Annotated in this window: 13 protein-coding genes and 3 tRNA genes; 7 read left to right on the top strand and 9 right to left on the bottom strand. The window is 40.4% G+C overall.

Annotated elements, in window-relative coordinates; all coding sequences use genetic code 11:
- The first annotated feature begins 164 nt into the window (after positions 1-164).
- Complete coding sequence (locus ACRD69_RS21065; protein WP_430817122.1) at positions 165-431, top strand: hypothetical protein; 267 nt, start codon at positions 165-167, stop codon at positions 429-431.
- A gap of 151 nt (positions 432-582) precedes the next feature.
- Complete coding sequence (locus ACRD69_RS21060; RefSeq protein WP_430817121.1) at positions 583-1,860, top strand: tetratricopeptide repeat protein; 1,278 nt, start codon at positions 583-585, stop codon at positions 1,858-1,860.
- Between the two features lie 176 nt (positions 1,861-2,036).
- Here ACRD69_RS21060 and tpx read toward each other — a convergent pair whose 3' ends face one another.
- Both tpx and ACRD69_RS21050 read right to left on the bottom strand, forming a co-directional pair.
- Positions 2,037-2,534: a thiol peroxidase gene (gene tpx / locus ACRD69_RS21055; protein ID WP_430817120.1), complete on the bottom strand. Its 498-nt coding sequence runs from the start codon at positions 2,532-2,534 to the stop codon at positions 2,037-2,039.
- A gap of 138 nt (positions 2,535-2,672) precedes the next feature.
- On the bottom strand, positions 2,673-5,768 hold the full coding sequence (locus ACRD69_RS21050; protein WP_430817119.1) for a cytochrome c biogenesis protein: 3,096 nt from the start codon (positions 5,766-5,768) through the stop codon (positions 2,673-2,675).
- 561 nt (positions 5,769-6,329) lie between these two features.
- On the opposite strand from ACRD69_RS21050, the gene ACRD69_RS21045 reads away from it, so the two are divergent.
- From ACRD69_RS21045 to ACRD69_RS21030, 4 genes are all read left to right on the top strand, one after another.
- A complete protein-coding gene (locus ACRD69_RS21045; RefSeq protein WP_430817118.1) occupies positions 6,330-7,883 on the top strand; it encodes a methyl-accepting chemotaxis protein in 1,554 nt (517 codons plus the stop codon).
- Positions 7,884-7,989: 106 nt separating this feature from the next.
- Entirely contained in the window at positions 7,990-9,210 is a 1,221-nt protein-coding gene (locus ACRD69_RS21040; RefSeq protein ID WP_430817117.1) for a hypothetical protein, read from the top strand.
- Between the two features lie 11 nt (positions 9,211-9,221).
- Complete coding sequence (locus tag ACRD69_RS21035) at positions 9,222-9,407, top strand: hypothetical protein (protein WP_430817116.1); 186 nt, start codon at positions 9,222-9,224, stop codon at positions 9,405-9,407.
- A 12-nt stretch (positions 9,408-9,419) separates the two neighbouring features.
- Complete coding sequence (locus tag ACRD69_RS21030; RefSeq protein ID WP_430817115.1) at positions 9,420-9,890, top strand: DUF4268 domain-containing protein; 471 nt, start codon at positions 9,420-9,422, stop codon at positions 9,888-9,890.
- Between the two features lie 73 nt (positions 9,891-9,963).
- Here the strand turns inward: ACRD69_RS21030 and ACRD69_RS21025 are convergent, their stop codons facing one another.
- The 6 genes from ACRD69_RS21025 to ACRD69_RS21000 all read right to left on the bottom strand — a co-directional run bounded on the left by ACRD69_RS21025 (position 9,964) and on the right by ACRD69_RS21000 (position 12,174).
- Positions 9,964-10,833, bottom strand: coding sequence for a hypothetical protein (locus tag ACRD69_RS21025; RefSeq protein WP_430817114.1), 870 nt, complete (start codon positions 10,831-10,833; stop codon positions 9,964-9,966).
- A gap of 4 nt (positions 10,834-10,837) precedes the next feature.
- Positions 10,838-11,536, bottom strand: coding sequence for a RadC family protein (gene radC, locus ACRD69_RS21020; protein WP_430817113.1), 699 nt, complete (start codon positions 11,534-11,536; stop codon positions 10,838-10,840).
- Positions 11,537-11,625: 89 nt separating this feature from the next.
- Positions 11,626-11,697, bottom strand: a tRNA-Glu gene (locus ACRD69_RS21015).
- Positions 11,698-11,728: 31 nt separating this feature from the next.
- Positions 11,729-11,800 (bottom strand) — tRNA-Glu (locus ACRD69_RS21010).
- Positions 11,801-11,812: 12 nt separating this feature from the next.
- Positions 11,813-12,064, bottom strand: a complete 252-nt coding sequence (gene rpsT / locus ACRD69_RS21005; protein ID WP_430817112.1) for a 30S ribosomal protein S20 — start codon at positions 12,062-12,064, stop codon at positions 11,813-11,815.
- Positions 12,065-12,102: 38 nt separating this feature from the next.
- A tRNA-Glu gene (locus ACRD69_RS21000) sits at positions 12,103-12,174 on the bottom strand.
- Positions 12,175-12,555: 381 nt separating this feature from the next.
- Here ACRD69_RS21000 and metK point away from each other — a divergent pair.
- Positions 12,556-13,809 (top strand): methionine adenosyltransferase, encoded by a 1,254-nt coding sequence (metK, locus tag ACRD69_RS20995; protein ID WP_430817111.1) that lies wholly within the window; start codon positions 12,556-12,558, stop codon positions 13,807-13,809.
- Between the two features lie 82 nt (positions 13,810-13,891).
- Here metK and ACRD69_RS20990 read toward each other — a convergent pair whose 3' ends face one another.
- Positions 13,892-15,793 (bottom strand): methyl-accepting chemotaxis protein, encoded by a 1,902-nt coding sequence (locus ACRD69_RS20990; protein ID WP_430817110.1) that lies wholly within the window; start codon positions 15,791-15,793, stop codon positions 13,892-13,894.
- Positions 15,794-15,892 lie beyond the last annotated feature (99 nt).

Below are 15,892 nucleotides of genomic sequence, written 5' to 3'. Positions count from 1 at the left end.
TATTGGAACAGAAGCTGCAAACCATCTGCATATTAATCACTTCCGCAGCATTCATATGAACTGATCGGGATAGCACATGACACAATTGGGATAAAATACATGATCACATCACTGCATCTTTGTAATGTAATATTTAAACAATTAATCATTTAAAATTTTGAGTCATGAAAACTTTAAAATCAATTTTCGCAGTCAGTCTTTTTATTGTTGGTCTAAGTTTAACCTCATGTAGTAGTGATGATAAATTCATCGAGCCAGCTCCTCCTATTGCTCCTCCAATTGAGGCAGAAGTACAAAACCCTATTTACGATTATGATATGGATCATCCTATTGAGCGACCTGAAATTGAAAATCCTGTAATACCAGAACCGGTTAACCCGATAGAACAGATTCCATCCAATCCGATCGAACCAGGTAAAGAGCCTCGTTAATTTTTACAGAAAACTTCCCGGGTCTTAACGACTCCTTAAATACAAAAGGCTGCCAGTTACAACAACTGGCGGCTTTTTTATTTTATTCTACTTAACACTTGTTATTCAACTAATCTTTTAGTTATATTTGAATGAATTTAAAACCTAATTTATGAAAACATGCTTTTTGATTACCTGTCTGACAATGCTTTTGCATCTTAACAGTACAGCACAAAGTGATGTGCAGCTCTTATTAGCGGAGTCGAGATATAATGATGTTATTGAACAACTTGCTCCTACTTCCAACACTTTATCGTTAAATAACGCCTACTACCTGGCAATTGCCTATCAGCAAAGCGGCTATCCGCAAAAAGCAATTGACTGTTTAGTTAAAGATTCCGCCAGGCTCTCAACTCAGCATTTTGATCTGTTAAGCAGATGTTATATGAGTAGCGGTAATTACAGTAAAGCCCTGCCTATTTGCAAAAACCGCTATAATACAGAACCAAATAATGTTAGCAACCTCTTGCGATATGCTGAAATCAATAACTTTTACAGGGAATATGATGCAAACATTAATTTGCTCAAGACATATGCAGAATACGATTCAACCAACCTCAGCGTTAATTCCCTGCTTGCCGAAACCTATGAAAAAGCCAATGTTAAAGATGCTGCCATATCCATTTATAAAATGATATTGGAACAACATCCAAATAACCAGAAGATTGCGCTAAAACTGGCCCGTGTTTACCTGGGCAGTAAAATGTATGTTGAATGCCACGACCTGTGTGTACCATTTATTGAGAAACTTGAGAATAACAAAAACTTCCTGTTGGTTGCCGGCTTAGCCAATTTCAAGAATGGCTCCAACAATAATGTTCTGGTTATGTTCAGGCGTCTCGAAGCACAGGGCGATAGTTCTTTCCTGACAAAAAAACACCTGGGCATCGCTTCTTATCGACTTGATAATTTTGACAATGCTACCAGGTATCTTAAATCGGCTTACCACATAAAGGGCGATGATCCTGAAGTGGCTTTCTTTCTCGGCGCTTCTCTGGGGCAATCAAACCAGCCTCAAAAGGGCATCATGTATTTATACCTGGCCCAGCAATTGATTAAACCCTCACCGGTATTAATGGAAAAAACACATGTTAAACTGGCCATGATCTATTTTGACATGGGTGAATACAAGGTAGCTATTAACCATTACCATTCTGCTTATAAGTATGACAATAAGCCACAGTATTTATACCGACAAGCATCTATATACGATTATCAGTTGAAAGATCATGCCCAGGCTAAACAGAACTATGAACTCTTCATTAGTGTTTTGCCTGAAGAACTAAATCCTAAAAAGGGTAATGACCGATACGCCATTAAACTAAAAGAGGTGGCTGAAAAGAGGTTAACGACTCTGACTGAGGAGGACTTCTTTAAGAATGGCATTTAACTGCTTTTTAGGAATCCTATCCTAAAGTGGGATCTGATTCAAAATTCATGCCTCGACCCTGAATTTGGTTGCGATCCCTTTTTAGTCAGTGAAAGTAGAAGTTAGAGAAAATAAAAAGAGCTGTATCATTCGATGATACAGCTCTTTTTTTGAATAAAACTAAACAACTAATTATATTATAAAGCTTTTAAGGCTGCATCATAATCAGGCTCGTTTACAATATCATCAACCTGCTCGCTGTGTGAAACTTTTCCATTCTCATCAACAACTACTACAGCACGTGATAATAATCCGGCCAATGGTCCGTCAATCATTTTAACACCATAATTCTGGCTGAATACTTCGTCTTTGTATTCAGATAAAGATACCACATCTTCCAGCCCCTCAGCACCACAAAAACGAGCATGGGCGAAAGGAAGATCACGTGAAACGCAAAGCACAACAGTATTATCCTGTTTTGAAGCTTCTGCGTTAAATCGACGAACAGAAGCCGCGCATACGCCGGTATCAACACTTGGGAAAATATTCAGTACGACTTTTTTACCTTTATAATCGGCTAACGACACTTCGCTTAAGTCGGTTTTTACTAATGAAAATTCAGGGGCCTCAGCTCCTACTCGTGGAAGATCTCCGGCTGTACTAACCGGATTTCCTTTGAATGTTATTTTTGCCATTTTGTTCTATAATTTTGTTATGCATCCTAAACAATGGCTTTGACCATTTTGTTTGCGGAAACTTAAATAAAAATGGCTGAAAACATCCCTGTTTCCAGCCATCTGTATGATAATGTTATACTTAGTATTTAAAATAATTTATTCGTTCTTTTCATCTTCACTCAAGGCCTTCTGTACTTTTGACTCATTGTAGTAGGCAAAAAATGAAACCACTGCTACCACCACTATCGTGTAGTAGACAAAAGACGGGATAGGAACCGGATCTCCTTTTGCATAGGAATGCATTCCAGCCAGGTAATAGTTAACCCCAAGGTAAGTCATCAGTACTGAACTAAAGCTGATCAATGACCAGAAGTTAAATGTGGTCAGACCTTTCATGCCTGGAATAAAACGCATGTGCAGAACAAAAGCGTAGACCACTATGGTCACAGCCGACCATGTTTCCTTTGGATCCCAGCCCCAATAGCGTCCCCACGATTCATTGGCCCAGACACCACCTAAAAAGGCTCCTATTGTCAGGAAATAAAGTCCTACGGTCATCGACATTTCTGCTATACCTGATAATTCCTCAATGGTCAATGAAAAAGCCTTATTGTTTTTAGGTGACTTTACGCCAAATAAAACAAGATTTAAAAAGCCCAGGAGAGCTCCCAGGGCAAGGAAACCGTAACTGGCTGTAATAATTGCCACGTGGATCGTTAACCAGTAAGATTTTAATACCGGCACCAGGTTGGTAATCTCCGGATTCATCCAGCTTAAGTGAGCTACCATCAGAATGATACCTGCAAAGAATGAGGTTACAGATAGTGCAATAGGACTTTGCTTGCTGAATAGTAAACCTGCAAGTAAGGTACTCCATCCAATGTATAACATGGACTCATAACCGTTACTCCATGGCGCATGCCCCGATATATACCATCGTAAAGCCAAACCAAGGGTATAAGCCGTAAAGGCCAGAACGATGAGGAACAGCCCACCCCTTACGATCCATTTGAACTGCCACTTCGGATTAACCAGGGTTGTTAACTGAAAAAACAATAGTACCAACCCTAATACCAAAAAGTAAGGCATCAGGCTCATGAACAAGGAGCTGTTGTTATAGAAAATCTCTATTTTCTTTTTGGTCTCCGATGGCAGAATGTCACGCCCGTATTTGTATTGATAATCGGCAATGGCCTTAACATATGTAGCTTCTTCGGCTTTATTGCCCGATGATAAGGCTTCGAGATACATTCCAAATAAGTTGCGTACCAACAGGCTGTCATCCTGGGAAACACCTTCAGCCTTGGCTCCTGGCGCTAACCAGCTGGCCTGTGCATCGGCAGGTTGGGGAAACAGCTTAAGAAAGCTTCCCATTTGCGACATGTAAAATACATTGATCTGCTCATCAACCTTAACAGCTTCCTGCTCCAGCTTGTTCCTATAAGCAGGGCGCTTGCGATACGAATCTTCAACAAGCTTTCGTATCTTATACTGACCATTGGCCGTGAAAAAGTCCTTAAAAGCAGCCTTTTTCCCACTGATCTGAAGCATACCTTTCAACTCATCGTGCTTAACGGTAATCATTGGAACCGTTTGCCAGTATGATGCATCGATCATCATGCTAAGAACCACCTTATCGGCCGACCAGCCTTTGAAGGTGTGGTGCTTAGCCAGTTTACGGACTACCTCACTGTTCATGGTATTAAGCGGTTTCATCCTTCCCCCGTTATCCTGCACCCACAGTTGCCCGAAGGCGTCAGCACTTTCCTGGCTGATTTTATGTGGTGGATTTAGATCACTGGCCCAGGCCGATGAGCTTATTAAGGCCACCAGCAATAAGGTCAGTGTTTGCTTTTTCTTATAAATTTCTGATGTACGCTTAATCAATTGACGGAAACGAGTGTTTGGCGCTATTAACGCGGCAAACATACCCAATGACAATAAAAAGTATCCCAGGTATGTTAACAAGGTACCCCACCAATCACGGTTAACCGACAAAATAGTTCCTTTCTCATCCAGGTCATATGACGATTGAAAGAAACGGTAGCCATGATAATTAAGAATATTATTCATAAAAATACGTCTGTCTTCCTTTAAACCGGTACGTTCATCAACAAGTGTTACTTCACTGGCAAATGAACTAGGGCTTTCACTTCCCGGATACCTTTCTAATTCGAATTTATTAAGCTTCAGTGAAAAGGGTATTTGAATGATTTTGGCTCCATAGCTCACACTGAATTGAACCCCGTCAATCTCTTCAGTAAATACGTTGCCCAGCACATCTTTTTGTCCAAACACAAAAAAGTCTTTCCGTTTATCACCCAGCTCTGCCACAAATTTAATGGCATCGGGTAAACCTCTGCCCTGGTTACCTTCAACTGAAACAGGCTCAACACCGGCACTTTCAACATAGTTGGTTAAGACCATTCTCAGATCACCAATACTATACAAAACACCATTATATAATTGGTGCACGGAATCAGCCGCAAAGGTCTGGCTTGTGCCTGTTTGCATTTGCATCATACTGGCCTCTATCGAAGGTTTATAATGTGGCATGCCATCTTTCACGCTTAAAACAATAGTCTGACCATCTTCCCTGGCTGGATTAAAAGCCACACGGTAATCACCCACAGTCACTTCATCTCCCTCGAACAATGAGAACTCCTGACGCCCGGAGGCAGCTGATAAAACAAGATTTATAGCAGGTCTGCCTCCCGGTTTTTCAACCGTACGCGAAACGGCTTGCGGAATGTAAATGTCGCTTCGAAGCTTTAAGGTACCTTTAGGTGTAGAAAAACTGGCGGAATATTCATTGGGACTTACTATTGAATAGAGAACACTTTCTTCATCAGAGTCGGAATAGTCACCTGAGTTTACTGTAACATTGACATATTGCTCACTTGACAATATTTTATTGGATGACTCGCCTTCACGAATGTGCATCATTCCTTCATAACCAACATAACGGGTAATTGCAGCTCCAACTATAATGATCAAAAAGGCAAGGTGAAATACCAGGCCCGGCAACTTCTTAATATTAAAACTATTGAACTTTATCAGATTGCCTGTCATATTTATGGCCAATAACACAAATACCAATTCGAACCACCAGGCATTGTAAACAAGTGCTTTAGAAGCATTGGTGCCAAAATCATTTTCTATAAATGTGGCTACTCCAAGCACAGCACCTAAAAATAGCAGTAAACTACCCATTAACCAGTAAGCAGTTAAGAACTCAAATAATTTCTTCATATTATAACGATTGGATTTTATATACCTTATCTAACATCTTGTTTGATAATAGAACGAACAACACAATAAATAATTGGTTGCTCAAAATAGTAAATAAGACCAAGAAATCTGAAATTTAACGTGATATTTTTTACCATTTTCGCAGATCTGTTTAATTTTTAGTAAAAGAGGTGCTAACAGCGTATGGAGGACAGCTTGTTAGCCGTAATTGCCACTATAAGGGAATCCACAGTGTAAAAGGTAACTATATCATACAGGTTTGTCCGGGTCATAATTACATAGGAAGTTATTATACAGACATGACATTTATACCTTATCGCAGTGCAGATTAAACCATTTTATTCCTAATCTTAAAGGACATTAAATGGGGCATCACTAATTTATTATAATTCTAAATTCGAGTTGTACATCAGTCAATCTACCAGCACCAATCAGGCCAATTAGTCTGATTACTTACCATTTACAAAGTTAAACAAGCACAATAAATAAAGCCTGAATGATAACTTTTCCCGGCAGTCTTCGTAATTGATAATCTATTTACTAATCTATATTGAGTGTGTTATGAAAATTACAACGAAAATTATCTTTTTTTCGTTGGGGATGTTGTTGGTACTGGCATTGGCTATTACCATTCCTTCGAACTATATCAACTATAAAACCCAACAGAAAGACCTGGTTGCCCTCGAGCAAATGCTTCGGAATAATTTTGATGAACTAGTGAAGCAGGAAGTACAAACTGTTATTAGCTTACTTGAAGAAGTTAATGCACAGATAGAAAAGGACAGTATCAGCTATGAAGAAGGCATTGTACTGGCTGCCAACCTTGTTCGTGAGTTAAAGTATGGACAAGATGGCTATTTTTGGGTAGATACCAAAGAAGGCATCAACGTTGTATTGCTTGGCAGAGAAGATGTTGAAGGAAAAAGTCGCTGGGATCTTCAGGATGAAAAAGGCAATTATTTAATTCAAAACATCATAAAAGCGGCCACTGCAGGCGATGGATACTCGGAATATTGGTTTGCCCGCCCCGGTGAAACAGTGGCATCACCCAAAAGAAGTTATGCTGCCTACTTCGAGCCTTTTAACTGGGTAGTGGGAACAGGCAATTACATTGATGATATTGACAAGGCGATACTGGCCGAGAGTGAAGTGAAGATGTCACAGATGCGTAGCAGTATCATCACCAGTGCCCTGATCACATTTTTGGTTCTGCTTGTTTTTGCCGGTCTCATCATTTTTGTAGGAAGACGCTTTGCCACTAACATTATCACACTTTCAAAAACAACAGAAGAAATTGCCAACGGTAATCTTATGGTTGATATTGAGAAAACACAGAATGATGAAATAGGGACATTACAGGAGTCTTTGGTTAAAACCGTTAACAAGCTCAAACAAATTATGGGCGAAATCATTGATGGTTCGGGCAATGTACTTGCCGCCAGTGAGCAGATGGCACAATCTGCCGAACACATCTCCAATGGAGCAACATCGCAGGCGGCCTCAACGGAAGAAATTTCTTCTTCCATTGAAGAAATGGTATCCAATATACAGTCCAATGCCAATAACGCCACACGCACTGAAGTGACAGCCGGGAAAGCTGAAAAAGGCATCAATGAACTTCAGGAAACAGTGAAGAAGAACCTGGAAGCTATGCAGAGTATTACCTCCAAGGTAGCTGTGATCAAAGAAATTGCCGTACAAACCAATCTCCTGGCTCTTAATGCCTCGGTTGAAGCGGCACGGGCAGGAGAAGCAGGACGTGGGTTCTCTGTCGTTGCAGGTGAAGTGCGCAAGTTGTCGGAGGTAACCCAGGCAGCAGCTGGTGATATTGACGAGTTATCGGTCAATAGTCTGGAAATTGCTGAAAAGTCATGGCAGGCCATGGAAGAATTACTACCTGAGATTGCTAATATCATACAGATGATACGTGAAATTCTGGCTTCAAGTAAAGAGCAGGAAGCGGGAGCCAATCATATTAACGGAGCTATTCAGTCACTGGTAAGTATAACATCTGAATACTCAGCATCATCGGAAGAAATGGCATCCAGTTCAGAGGAACTTTCACGCCAGTCGGAAATGCTGAATGAAACAATCGCATTCTTTAAAATTAAATAATACCAAAACTCATTATTATATGCTGTGCAGTAACTTGCACAGCTTGGTGCTTTTTTGTTGCTTTGCAGCGTTTAAAAAGAACATTACTTAGGTTGATAATTATAAAATGAAAAAAATTCTTACTACACTAATGCTGGCTGTTATAACCACATTAGTGATTGCTCAGGAGAAAAAACCATTTAAAGTTGAAATACATGGTTTTGTTGGCGTTAACGCCTATTTAGACACACGCCAGAGTGCGACAGCACGAAACGGAAACATATACTTATTTCCAAAGCCGGCAGACTTTGATGCGGAAGGCAATGATCTGAACGATAAAGCCTATTCTGATATTGATGCTGCATTTAGCCGCTTTAGCATTGGAGTATCAGGGCCTGACATGTTTGGTGCCAAAAGTTTCGCATTTATGGAAGGTGACTTCTTAGGCGATAAGAGTCCTGATCATCAGGATGTTAACTTCCGTTTACGTCATGCATTTATCAGACTTAACTGGGATAAAACAAGTCTATTGGTTGGTCAGTACTGGCATCCGCTATTTATTACCGAGAACTTTGCCAATACAGTTAACTTGAGCTGTGGTACTCCGTATCACCCGCTTAACCGACAGCCGATGGTTCGCTTAGGCTATAAGCTACATGAAAAAGTAGAGGCAATCGGATTCTTAATGCACCAAAATGACTTTTTGGATAAAGGCATGCATGATGCTTCTGAAAACTCACTGATCCCTGAGACAGCTTTACAGTTAAAGTATAAATCAGAGGGATTTTTTGCTGCTTTAACCGGAGGATACAAGGTACTTCAGCCAGCATTGTCTGATCCTAACACCGGAATAAAAACGGATGCAAAAGCCAAAGGCGGATACTTTACCGGTTCGGTGAAAAAAGACTTCGGTGCTATCACAGTAAAAACAGAGGCTCTGTTTACTGCCGGAATGACCAATGTGGTGATGTTAGGTGGCTTTGCCGAAAAAGATAATGATACTGAAGAACGTGAATATACTGCTCTTAGAAACTTTTCATGGTGGGCCGATGTTGAGTCTAATTCCCAGAAGGTAAAGCCTGGTATTTTATTTGGTTACACCGAAAACATGGGCGCATTTGATAAGGCTAAACCATTGGCAGGCTATACAATTGGAGGTAACATTGCCAACATGTATTCAATTGTTCCACGTGTTAAGTTTATGGCAACTCCAAAAATATGGTTCGGTGTTGAATGGATGTATGTTGTGGCTGCCTATGGTGGTTCATATGACGAATATGCCAAGCCAATCGACACGACCAGTTACACCAATAATCGCTTAACAGCGAGCATGCGTTATACTTTTTAAGACTTAAACTGATGAAACAAAAACTGGCAGTTACCGCAATTCTAATGATTATAGCCGGCTTTGGAATGATACACAGCACCCAGGGCACAATGGAAATAATCAGCATGCTATTAATTGGCATAGGTTGTGCTTATCTGCTATTTTTGTTACTCAGTAACAAATCGGGATCTGACAATAAAAAGTCTGGCGACGAATAAACACACACAAGCATGTTTTCGAAAGAGGAGGCAAAGGAAATAAGACAGTTATTCTGGCATAAACTGGAAAACCGCACGCGACGGATTCCAGGTCAGAAAGGCAAAAAGATTAAGTGGATCTTTGACGAAACCAATATCAAGGGTTTAGATCTTCGTTTTGATATCAATCGTCAGCGCGCCATTGTGGCCCTGGAGATAAACCACCGCAGCGAAGATCGCCGCCTGCAACTGTACGAAAAACTCGAAGCCTGTAAATCCATCTTCGAAACAGAATATGGCGGGGCATTAACCTGGGATTACCTTTATTCGAAAGAAGAAGGACGGGAAGTATGTCGCGTTTATGAGATGCTATCGCCCGCCGACATGTATCGTCAGGAACAATGGCCCGAAATTATGAAGTTTATGATAGACCGAATGATTCGACTTGAAAAGGCCTTTTTAGAAGTGAAAGACTTTTTACTACACGATGAATTAGGCGGCTAAAATACAGACTGGTAACAGGTCAGGACTATGTATCAGAATTTCAATGCTAAGATCCTCTGACACATAATCAGGATCAAAGGCTTATCCACTTGGGTAAGCCTTTTTTGTATACCAGGCACACATGTTCACTGTTGGAAAAATGGCGCCCTATTTCATCAGAATAATAGGGAAATTCCAATGTAAGATTAGAACCGGCATTATGATCCAGAATGTGGTAAATAATAGCTAAAACCCCCTTGAAATTATCCGAAACATCAGCACAGTGAATGAGTGAAAGCTTCTTATCTGATTTTAACAGAAAACAGCCTGCTATAATCTGGTTTCGCTCATCGTATGCTGCATATAAACCGGCACTTTTATAGCGTAAAGCAAAACCGATGAGCTTCAGTAAAACAGGCTGCTCCTCGCTATTTGCAATGACACCAGGGCTATTTACAAACTTCAGGTAATCGCTTGTATCCATGGCACGAACAACGCTTATTTTCTTCTTTTTATATAAATCAATAACAGGTTTAACAGCCGCGCTAAACAACTTCTCCATTCTTGATATTTCTGTAATCAGGTCCAACACCGCATAGCGGCGTGATTCGCATTTTAAGGCTTTCATGCCCGGAAGCTTATTGTGGGTGCCCATTACAAGATCAATATTTAAACACGGCACGGCATGCAACATATCCATGACGTCTTGCCTGCTTACAGGTTTTCGATTGATAACACCAAGGTATGGCGTCCAGTGTGGTGTATAAACACACCTGAATAACTGGCGTTTAAAAGGCACCGGCAATACTGCTTCATAATCGTCTGCGACGACAGCATGCCAGTCATCACAAACAATATCGAGATACCATGTATAGGCAAACACATGACCATTGGCCGAATGATTAATGCAATCATCCCATTTTTTATCGTTTATATCATTCCGCTTTAGCCACTTTAACTCCATAGATCTATATCATCCCTTCATCAGAATAAGAAAAATACGAATTCTCAGTTACAACAACGTGATCAAGAACAGGAATATCCATTATTCGCCCGGCTTCACTCATCTTTTTGGTAATCCTGGAATCAGCTTCACTGGGTTGCCTGTTACCACTTGGATGATTGTGGACTAATATAATTGATGATGCCAGGTGATCGATAGCAGACTTAAGTATCAGGCGCACATCAATTACTGTTCCGGAAATACCTCCCTGGCTGACCTTGTTTTTTGCAATTACTTTATTGGAGCGGTTCAGCATCAGTACCCAAAACTCTTCATGTGGCAGATCGCCCAATATGGGTTGAAAAATATCGCTCACATCTTTACTTGTAGAGATCTTTTGGCGCTCTTCACTCTCCTGTAACTTCCTGCGTCGCCCTAATTCAAGAGAAGCCACAATACAAATAGCTTTGGCATCCCCAATGCCATGGTAGCTTGTTTTCAGGTCTTTAACCGTTTTCTTGCCCAGGGCGTTGAGGTTGTTATTGCAATCGCGCAATATCTTTCTTGATAGCTCTACGGCACTTTCCCTGGCACTGCCCGAACCAATAAGTATAGCAAGCAATTCGGCATCGGATAAAGATGCCAGTCCTTTGTAAATTAGTTTTTCACGCGGCCGGTCTTCTAAAGCCCATTCTTTAATACTGAGGTGTTGGTTGTCATCCATCTTTTCTTTTATCAGAAAAGATAAAGAGGCTAAATGAAAAAGTAAATATCAGATACAAAAAAAGCTCTTCAGTTTTGAAGAGCTTTATGCAGTCCCTAGGAGAATCGAACTCCTGTTTCAAGGATGAAAACCTTGCGTCCTAACCACTAGACGAAGGGACCTCAGGCCTTATTCAGGCGTAAGTTATAGTTGCAGTCCCTAGGAGAATCGAACTCCTGTTTCAAGGATGAAAACCTTGCGTCCTAACCACTAGACGAAGGGACCGTATGCTTTTTCTTAAAGCGCGTTAACGTGCTTAGTTAACTTTGACTTTAAGTTAGCAGCCTTATTCTTGTGAATAATGTTTTTCTTAGCTAATTTATCAAGCATTGAAGCTACTTTTGGAAGTAATTCCTGAGCTGCCTCTTTTTCAGATGTACCTTTCAATACTTTCACAGCATTACGAGCGGTTTTTGCATAGTAACGATTGTGAACTCTTCTCTTCTCTATCTGACGAATGCGCTTTTTAGCTGATTGATGATTTGCCATCTTCCTACAATTAAAAATTGTTATTCTTTATATCTTAGCAGTCCCTAGGAGAATCGAACTCCTGTTTCAAGGATGAAAACCTTGCGTCCTAACCACTAGACGAAGGGACCTTTTTGCCTTTGGACCTTGTTATCTGTCTCAATTGCGGATGCAAAGATATATCAAATTCATATCCCTCCAAATTTTTTATTGAAAAAAGATGCAAAAAATTTCACCCTTCATCTCGCAGCAATACCTACCCTTTTATATATCTGCATATTACAAAGAAATAAAAATACAATCAAGACAAAATACTCTTAATTAATTTGCACACCTTTTTATTATTCCTTTAATTTGCACCTAGTGAAAAGTGGAAGGATTTGGCTGATTGCAACCACTTAAAAAAAGTGCTAAAACGCATATTTCGTTTGTACTTCCCTCCTTTTCACATATCAACTTTTTTTTAATGATTAATCTGTATTATACGATTACAGAGTATTTTTTTAAATGATATGGGATATTTATTTACATCAGAATCGGTTTCTGAAGGACATCCTGATAAAGTATCTGATCAGATTTCAGATGCCTTACTGGATAATTTTTTAGCTTTTGATCCTAATTCAAAAGTTGCTTGCGAAACATTGGTTACAACAGGCCAGGTTGTTTTGGCCGGTGAGGTTCATTCCAAGCACTATGTAGATGTGCAGGAAGTAGCGCGCCGCGTGATCAACCGCATTGGTTATACAAAAAGTGAATATCGCTTTGATGGTGACTCATGCGGGGTACTGTCGGCTATCCATGAACAATCGGCAGACATCAACCAGGGTGTTGACCGTGAAGAGAAGATGGAACAAGGTGCCGGAGATCAGGGAATGATGTTTGGTTACGCTTCTAAAGAAACAGACGATTACATGCCTATCTCGCTTGAATTATCACACCGTTTATTAATGGATATGGCTGATATTCGTCGCGAAGGTAAAGAAATGACTTATCTGCGCCCTGATTCAAAAAGCCAGGTTACCATTGAATATGGTGATGACAACCAGCCAAAGCGCGTTCATACAATTGTAGTGTCTACTCAGCACGATGAGTTTGATGCTGACGAACCAATGTTGGCTAAGATTAAGGATGATGTGCGTAATATATTAATACCACGTACAGTTTCACAATTACCGGAGCGTGTTCAGGCATTATTTGATGATGAGTACATTCTTCATGTTAATCCGACCGGTAAATTTGTAATTGGCGGTCCTCATGGAGACACCGGATTAACAGGTCGTAAGATCATTGTTGATACCTATGGAGGAAAAGGAGCTCATGGTGGAGGTGCTTTCTCTGGTAAAGACCCAAGTAAGGTAGACCGCTCTGCAGCTTATGCATCACGCCACATGGCTAAAAACATGGTTGCTGCCGGATTAGCCGATGAAGTACTGGTTCAGTTATCTTATGCCATTGGTGTTGCTAAGCCGGTTGGTGTGTTTGTTGATACATATGGTACTTCGAAAGTTGACTTAAGCGATGGTGAAATTGCTGTTAAGATCGCTGAAGTATTCGACCTTCGCCCGGCTGCCATCGAAGAGCGCTTAAAACTGCGTAATCCTATGTATGAAGAAACAGCGGCTTACGGTCATATGGGACGAACTCCTAAAACCGTTAGAAAGACCTTCGTTTCGCCATACTTTGGTAAGAAAGATTATGAAGTGGAATTATTTACCTGGGAAAAGTTAGATTACGTTGATGCTGTTAAATCCGCATTTGGCTTATAAGATCAGTTATCTCAGATAATTAAAATACAAAGGCCTTAAGTTTAAAATAACTTAAGGCCTTTTTTATATGGATAATACAATTTTACCTTTTAAAATATGCTATCGTCTCTTTTAGCTTCTCTGCCAATTGTGTCAGGTATTCTGAGTTATTTGTAAAAATAGAAGCCGATCCTGAGTTTTGCTGTGTAACTTCATTTAATTCCTGGATCGCTCTGTTCACTTGTTCTGCTCCACTTTGCTGCTCATAGCTGGACGCTGTAATTTCCTGTACCAGCTGGGTTGTTTTCTCTATCTCCGGAATTATGGCTTCCAGTTGTTGCCCTGATCTTTCAGCGGCTTCAACACCATGCTGTGTTAAGTCAATAATTTCAACAGCGGCTTTTTGAGAACGCTCAGCCAACTTTTTCACTTCAGCTGCCACCACGGCAAAACCTCTACCCTGCTCACCTGCCCTTGCTGCTTCCACAGCCGCATTCAAGGCCAGTATATTTGTTTGCTTGGCAATTTCTTCAATAATGGTAATCTTCTCAGAGATCTCCTGCATGGATTGCGTCGTGGCCTTTGAGCTCTCATAACTCTCTTTGATGCCATTGGCCGATTGCAAGGCAATGGTTTCTGTTTGTTTGGAGTTCTCACTATTCTGTTGAATGGTAGCTACCATCTCTTCCATCGATGATGAGATTTCTTCAGAAGAGGCTGCCTGATTCGATGCACCGGCCGATAACTCATTGGATGAACCTGCCAGTTCGACACTGGCTGAATTGATCGCATCGGAGCTTTCGACTATTTCATTGATGATGTTTTTTAAATTATCAACCATATCCTTCAGCGCTCTCCCCAGATCACCGGCCTCATCCCTTTGGTCATCGTTCACATCAATCTCTACATTCAGGTTACCATCAGCTATCTGTCGTGATATGAGGGCACTTTTATTAATGGGACGAATAATACTACCGGCTGTTATGTATACTATTATATATAGTATAACAAGTCCCAGAAACCCGATCAGGATACTGCGGTAGAAAATTCGGTTGGCATTGGCTAAAATGACTTCTTTAGGCACCTCAATTCCAAGTGTCCATGTCGTTTCAATTCCTGTAAATTCAACAGGCGTATAGGATACGTAGTAATCAACCTCATCTGATGGGTTGACATATTCAAACCCAAAATCCTTGGATTCCAGTGTTTGCTGAAGCCCTGTTTTGAATTCTTCCGACTCAAACTGTATGGCTTCAAACAGTTTTTTCGAGGTCAGTTCAGCATTAGTGTGTGCAACGATACTTGTATCGCGCGAAACCAGGTAGGCCACTGCACCCTCATACGGATCCATGCTTGAAATAATTTTAGACATATTATTTAAGCTGATATCCACACCAACCATTCCTAAAAATCCTCCATTAACATCCTGTAAAGGAGCGATAATTGATGTCATTAGAATTCCTGCAAGCTCTTTGGTAACCACATCGTAATAAGGATCCCATATATCTGCCTTATTGGACTGACGTGCTTGATAATACAGACTTGTCAGATTATCATTATTCATATCAACATCTTCTGATGTCTGGGTCAGTTTACCCCCTAAACGAAAAACCACATTTCTGCGACGGCCATTTTTCAAAGCATATGTTTCATCAAGGGCTTTCATTTCCCATATCTGCCACGTTGATAAAAGATCAGGATTACTCTCCAGCCACCCGTACAATAGCCTGTCGTATACCTCATCTCTGTAAGACTCGTCAGTTGATAAATAATGATCGTAATTATCCCTGGTAGTATTAACAGCTGTTATAACCTGGTTAATATCATTTTGAATCAGGTTGCGGGATGCTTTCAGGTTCGCATCAATGATGGCTTTTGAATCGGCCAATGCGTTATTCTTCAAACTGATACTAATATATCCTAAAGTTGCACCATAAATCACTGTAAATGATACCAGAATATAAAGTAACAGCTTACTTTTTAAGCGTAGATTTAATTTATTCACTTCGGTTGTTTTTGGCGTTTGTAGGATTTAGCTATCAGCTTATCCAGTTTACGTGTAAAACAAACAAAAGTTATATTTTCGAACAATGATTTTTAACAA

Source organism: Carboxylicivirga agarovorans (genome assembly GCF_050589845.1).
Taxonomy (GTDB): domain Bacteria; phylum Bacteroidota; class Bacteroidia; order Bacteroidales; family Marinilabiliaceae; genus Carboxylicivirga; species Carboxylicivirga agarovorans.
Note: the sequence above shows the minus strand (reverse complement) of the source record. Positions and strands in the feature narration are given on the sequence as shown.

Coding starts and splice junctions, on each gene's coding strand:
- ACRD69_RS21065 (WP_430817122.1), top strand. CDS start 165: ATGAAAACTTTAAAATCAATTTTCGCAGTCAGTCTTTTTATTGTTGGT.
- ACRD69_RS21060 (WP_430817121.1), top strand. CDS start 583: ATGAAAACATGCTTTTTGATTACCTGTCTGACAATGCTTTTGCATCTT.
- tpx (WP_430817120.1), bottom strand. CDS start 2,534: ATGGCAAAAATAACATTCAAAGGAAATCCGGTTAGTACAGCCGGAGAT.
- ACRD69_RS21050 (WP_430817119.1), bottom strand. CDS start 5,768: ATGAAGAAATTATTTGAGTTCTTAACTGCTTACTGGTTAATGGGTAGT.
- ACRD69_RS21045 (WP_430817118.1), top strand. CDS start 6,330: ATGAAAATTACAACGAAAATTATCTTTTTTTCGTTGGGGATGTTGTTG.
- ACRD69_RS21040 (WP_430817117.1), top strand. CDS start 7,990: ATGAAAAAAATTCTTACTACACTAATGCTGGCTGTTATAACCACATTA.
- ACRD69_RS21035 (WP_430817116.1), top strand. CDS start 9,222: ATGAAACAAAAACTGGCAGTTACCGCAATTCTAATGATTATAGCCGGC.
- ACRD69_RS21030 (WP_430817115.1), top strand. CDS start 9,420: ATGTTTTCGAAAGAGGAGGCAAAGGAAATAAGACAGTTATTCTGGCAT.
- ACRD69_RS21025 (WP_430817114.1), bottom strand. CDS start 10,833: ATGGAGTTAAAGTGGCTAAAGCGGAATGATATAAACGATAAAAAATGG.
- radC (WP_430817113.1), bottom strand. CDS start 11,536: ATGGATGACAACCAACACCTCAGTATTAAAGAATGGGCTTTAGAAGAC.
- rpsT (WP_430817112.1), bottom strand. CDS start 12,064: ATGGCAAATCATCAATCAGCTAAAAAGCGCATTCGTCAGATAGAGAAG.
- metK (WP_430817111.1), top strand. CDS start 12,556: ATGGGATATTTATTTACATCAGAATCGGTTTCTGAAGGACATCCTGAT.